The following is a 4,918-nucleotide window of genomic DNA, read 5'->3' on the forward strand; positions in this document are numbered from 1 at the left end:
GGGCTTCCGGGTGGTGGTGGACGGGGAGGGGCGCGTGAGCGAGGCGCGGCTGGCCTACGGCGGTATGGCGGCCACCCCGGCCCGCGCGCGCCGCACCGAGGCCGCGCTGGTGGGGCAGCCCTGGACGGAGGCCAGCGTCGAGGCCGCCCTGCCGCGGCTCGCCGAGGACTTCACCCCCCGCACGGACCACCGCGGCTCGGCGGTGTACCGGGCCCAGGTGGCCCGCAACCTCCTGCGCGGCTTCTTCCTGGAGACGCTCGACGACCCGGCCCCGCGCCTGCGCGAGCGCCACGCCGCCACGGTCCAGGTGAGGTGATTCCATGAGCGCCCAGACTCCCAACGCCGCCGCCCGCGTCGACACCGCCGAGCTCCGCAGCCCGCTGCACGCCCCCTCGCTCCACGACAGCGGGCTGAAGCACACCAGCGGCGAGGCCCTCTACGTGGACGACCTGCCCGCGCCTCCCGGCCTGCTGGTGGGCCACATCGTCGCCTCGCCGCACGCCCACGCGCGGCTGGTGCGCAAGGACGCCGCCCGCGCCCGCGCCCTGCCCGGCGTCCACGCGGTGCTCTTCGCCGAGGACATCCCCGGCGAGAACCAGATTGGTGCCGTCGTCCACGACGAGCCGCTGCTCGCCGAGGGCGAGGTCCTCTGCGTGGGGCAGTCCGTGGCCCTGGTGCTGGCAGAGAGCGCCGCGCTGTGCCGCCAGGCCGCCGCGCTGGTGGAGGTGGAGTACGCGCCGCTGCCCGCGCTGCTCACCGTGCAGGCCGCGGTGGAGGCGGGCGCCTTCATCACCCAGCCGCACACCATCCGCCGCGGGGAGCCCGAGGCCGCGCTCGCCGCCGCGCCGGTGCGCCTCGCGGGCGAGTGCTCCACGGGCGCCCAGGACCACTTCTACCTGGAGACGCAGGTGTCGCTGGCGGCGCCGGGCGAGGACGGAGCGGTACACCTGTGGTGCTCCACGCAGCACCCGACGGAGGTGCAGGCGATCGTCGCCGGGGTGCTGGGGGTGGGGCGGCACATGATCGTCGTCGAGGTGCCGCGCATGGGAGGCGGCTTCGGCGGCAAGGAGACGCAGGCCGCGCCCTTCGCGAGTCTGGCGGCCCTGGGCGCTCGCGTCACCGGCAGGCCGGTGAAGGTGTGGCTCAACCGCGACCAGGACATGGCCTTCACGGGCAAGCGCCATCCCTTCTGGGGCCGGTATGACGCGGGCTTCGACACCGAGGGCCGGCTGCTCGCGCTCAAGGTGGAGCTGTTCTCCGACGGAGGGTGGAGCTCGGACCTGTCGCGCGCCATCCTGGACCGGGCGCTCTTCCACCTGGACAACGCGTACTTCGTCCCGGCGTTGCAGTTCATCGGCCAGGCGGCCCGGACGAACCTGCCCTCCAACACGGCCTTCCGGGGCTTCGGTGGGCCGCAGGGCATGTTCGTGATGGAGGAGGTGCTCAACCGCGCCGCCGAGCGGCTCGGGATGGACCCGACGGTGGTGCGCGAGCGCAACTACTACCGGGAAGCGCCGGAGAACGTCACCCACTACGGCCAGGTGGTGGAGGGCAACCGCCTGCCGCGCATCCACGCCGAGCTGCTGGCCTCCAGCGACTACGCCCGGCGCCGCGAGGAGATTGAGGCCTTCAACGCGGGCTCGCGGTGGACGAAGCGGGGCATCGGCTTCCAGCCGGTGAAGTTCGGCATCTCCTTCACCACGAGCTTCCTCAACCAGGCCGGGGCGCTGGTGATGCTGTACACGGACGGCACCGTGCAGCTCAACCACGGCGGCACCGAGATGGGGCAGGGGCTGCACACCAAGATGCGGGCCGTGTGCGCGCATGAGCTGGGCGTTTCCCCCGAGCGCGTGCGGGTGATGCACACCGCCACGGACAAGGTGCCCAACACCTCGGCAACGGCGGCCTCCAGCGGCTCGGACCTCAACGGGCAGGCGGTGAAGCAGGCGTGCGAGGTGCTGCGGGAGCGGCTGCGCCCGGTGGCCGCGAGGCTGCTGCAACTGGAGCGCGGAGGCGAGGTGGACTCGCTCGTCTTCACCGGGGGCCGGGTCTTCCTGCCCGCGCGCGCCGAGCGCTCGGTGTCCTTCGCCGAGGTCGTCCATGCCGCGTACCTGGCGCAGGTGTCGCTGTCGGCCACGGGCTACTACCGCACGCCGGACATCTCGTACGACCGGGTGGCCGGACGCGGCAAGCCCTTCCACTACTACGCCTTCGGGGCCGCCGTGGTGGAGGTGGAGGTGAGTGGCCTCACCGGCGAGCACCGCGTGCGCCGCGTGGACATCCTCCAGGACGTGGGCACCTCGCTCGTGCCCAGCATCGACAAGGGCCAGGTGGAGGGCGGTTTCATCCAGGGCCAGGGGTGGCTCACGTGCGAGGAGGTGCTGTTCGACGCCAAGGGGCGGCTCCTCACGCACTCGCCGGACACGTACAAGATTCCGGCGGTGGGGGACGCGCCCGAGGACTTCCGCGTCGCCCTGCTGGAGCGCGCGCCGCAGGACAACAGCATCCACGGCAGCAAGGCGGTGGGAGAGCCGCCATTCATGCTGGCCATCGGCGTGGTGACGGCCCTGAGGCAGGCCATCGCCTCCTTCGGTCCGCCGCGCACCCCGGTGGAGCTGGCCTCGCCCGCGACTCCGGAGGCGATTCTGCGCGCGGTGGAGCTGGCTCGGGCCGCTCCCCGGTAACGCGGCTCAGAGCCCCCGGCGGGGCTGGACGAGGGCGTTGGCGAACAGGAGCCCGGCCACCAGCGCCACGGCGACCATGAGCATGGAGAAGGCGGTGTCCACGCCCGCGAGCACATCGCGGGCGAGCAGGGACTCCATGCTGCGGAAGCCGATGCTGCCGGGCACCAGCAGCATGATGGCGGGCACCAGGGTGATGACGGCCGGCTGGTTGCGCACCCGGGCCAGGATGTTGGTGACGATGCCCACGGTGAGCGCTCCGACGAACGCGCCCAGCTGCGGGCCCAGCACCTGGGAGCCCAGGCGGGAGCCCGCGTAGGCGAGCGTCCCGGCCACGGCGATCCACCCCCAGTCCCGGGGGCGGGCGCGGAAGAGGAGGCTCACCGCGAACAGCAGCGACACCAGGGCGAGCGGCTCCGTCCAGCCCGGGAGCGCGGGCACGGGGCCCAGCTTCGCGGGCAGGGGAAACAGCTCCGTCAACCGGGTGCCGAGCGCGACGCCGAAGCCGAGCTCCAGGAAGACGAGGGCCGCGCCGGTGAGCCGGGAGGTGCCGGAGATGAGATTGCGCGTGGCGAGCTCATTGAGGGCCACGGTGAGACTGAGTCCGGGCAGCAGCACGATGAGGCCCGCGAGCGTGACGACCTGGATGGACAGGGGGCCCACGAGGCTCGCGGCCACCACGGCCAGGGCGGAGGAGAGGATGGCGGCCACCGGCTCCAGCACCCACACCGTCGAGGGCTGGCGCCGTGTCCACAGGTCCAGCCCGCCAATGAGGAGGCTGATGAATGCCGCCGCGCCCATCTCCCGGGGACCGCCCCCGAAGAGGCGCGCTCCACCGACCGCCGCGAGGGCCCAGCACAGCAGGAGGAGGGCGTTGCCATAGCGAGGGGGCTCGGCGAGGACGGCCTCCACGCGGTCCTCGCCCTCCTCGGGGGAGAGTTCTCCACGGATGACGGCGTCCGCCAGTTCGTCCAGGCGCGCGAGCCGTCCGAGGTCCAGCTCTCCGGGCTCCACGCGGATGAGACAGGTCTGGAGGGCCTCGGGAGGGCCGAAGGACGCGAAGATGGAGGTGGGGGTGGAGAAGAAGCGGGCTTCCAGGCCGAGGCGCTGCGACACCAGCCGCATCTGCTCCTCCAGCCGGTGGGCCGGAGTGCCATAGCTGTGGAGCGCCTGTCCGAGCCGCAGCGTGAACGACACCGCCGACCCGGAGGGCGGCTCCTTCAGGGCGACGAGCTGTTCCGCCGGGAGCATCGGAGCCACATGCCAGAGGCTCTCGGGGGCGTCAAACGAGCCCTTCGGCGCGGACCGGGGCCTGCTCGCTGGCCTGCTTTCTCCTTGACGGAATCGTCGCGACACCGTGCGCTAGGGCCCCATGAGCGACTCCGCGCAGGGATTCATCGTGTTGGGGGCGGCCCGCACCAAGGTTCAGAAGTGGTTGGGCTCCCGCGGGCTACCGGCCTTCCTCGCCGCCGGTCCGGGCAAGGCGCTCCGGTTGTGGCCCGACGTCCAGGGCGAGGCCGCCGAGGCGCTCGCGAGCGCCCTCTGCGGCGAGCTGCCCAAGAGCCGCGTCTTCCTCTTCTCCATCAGCGGGGACAGCCTGCGCGTCAGCGTCCACGTGGACGGAGCCCTTCAGACTCGCGAGGAGGTGGCCCTGCGGATGCGCACCGCGAAGCAGCTCTCCCAGGCCCACGCCGCCCTCCAGCGCGTGTCGACCGCCCTCGACTTCAAGGGTCACCGGCCCACGCTTCTGCGCGACGGGGACAGCCGCCCCGGGTTCCTCGCGCTCGCGGGTGCACGGGAGGACGACGTCGCCTCCCTCTCGCACACGAGCCTCTCCGAGGCACGCCAGCACCCGGACGCCCCCGACGCCGCGCGCTTCCAGGACTTCTCCTTCGTGGACGCCAAGGGCAAGGCCCAGGCATTCTTCCCGGGCACCTCGGACCAGAAGGACTGACGGCCCATGCTGCTCACCACGCCCCTGTCCACCCCTCGGCTGCTGCTGCGCGAGTTCGAGGAGGAGGATTGGCGCGCCACCCACCCCTACGAGTCCAGGCCCGAGGTGGTTCGCTACCTGCCGTACGGGGTCCGCACTCCCGAGGAGAGCCAGGACTACATCCGCAAGGTCATGGCCATGGCGCGCGAGACGCCCCGGCACGTCTATGACCTGGCCGTGGTGCTGCGCGATGGCCACCAGCTCATCGGACGCTGTGGCATGAAGCTCACCGACCCCGAGCTGC

The 4,918-nt window shown here is 72.5% G+C and carries 4 protein-coding genes and 1 pseudogene; 4 read left to right on the forward strand and 1 reads right to left on the reverse strand.

Annotation, left to right across the window (positions count from 1 at the left end):
• Positions 1-316: pseudogene (locus tag VF794_RS29875) on the forward strand (xanthine dehydrogenase small subunit); the annotation flags it as partial.
• A 4-nt stretch (positions 317-320) separates the two neighbouring features.
• The gene (xdhB, locus tag VF794_RS29880; RefSeq protein WP_331116285.1) at positions 321-2,684 is read left to right on the forward strand and encodes a xanthine dehydrogenase molybdopterin binding subunit; all 2,364 of its coding nucleotides are present in this window, start codon (positions 321-323) and stop codon (positions 2,682-2,684) included.
• A 6-nt stretch (positions 2,685-2,690) separates the two neighbouring features.
• Here xdhB and VF794_RS29885 read toward each other — a convergent pair whose 3' ends face one another.
• Positions 2,691-3,932 (reverse strand): threonine/serine exporter family protein, encoded by a 1,242-nt coding sequence (locus VF794_RS29885; protein ID WP_331116287.1) that lies wholly within the window; start codon positions 3,930-3,932, stop codon positions 2,691-2,693.
• A 121-nt stretch (positions 3,933-4,053) separates the two neighbouring features.
• On the opposite strand from VF794_RS29885, the gene VF794_RS29890 reads away from it, so the two are divergent.
• Positions 4,054-4,635 (forward strand): hypothetical protein, encoded by a 582-nt coding sequence (locus VF794_RS29890; protein WP_331116289.1) that lies wholly within the window; start codon positions 4,054-4,056, stop codon positions 4,633-4,635.
• Positions 4,636-4,641: 6 nt separating this feature from the next.
• A partial coding sequence (locus VF794_RS29895; protein ID WP_331116291.1) for a GNAT family N-acetyltransferase occupies positions 4,642-4,918 on the forward strand: 277 nt, incomplete at its 3' end.

Origin of the sequence: Archangium sp., assembly GCF_036389735.1 — a bacterium.
Classification (GTDB): domain Bacteria; phylum Myxococcota; class Myxococcia; order Myxococcales; family Myxococcaceae; genus Archangium.

Excerpts from the sequence above, each read along its gene's own strand:
- xdhB (WP_331116285.1), top strand. The coding sequence starts at position 321 with ATGAGCGCCCAGACTCCCAACGCCGCCGCCCGCGTCGACACCGCCGAG.
- VF794_RS29885 (WP_331116287.1), bottom strand. The coding sequence starts at position 3,932 with ATGCTCCCGGCGGAACAGCTCGTCGCCCTGAAGGAGCCGCCCTCCGGG.
- VF794_RS29890 (WP_331116289.1), top strand. The coding sequence starts at position 4,054 with ATGAGCGACTCCGCGCAGGGATTCATCGTGTTGGGGGCGGCCCGCACC.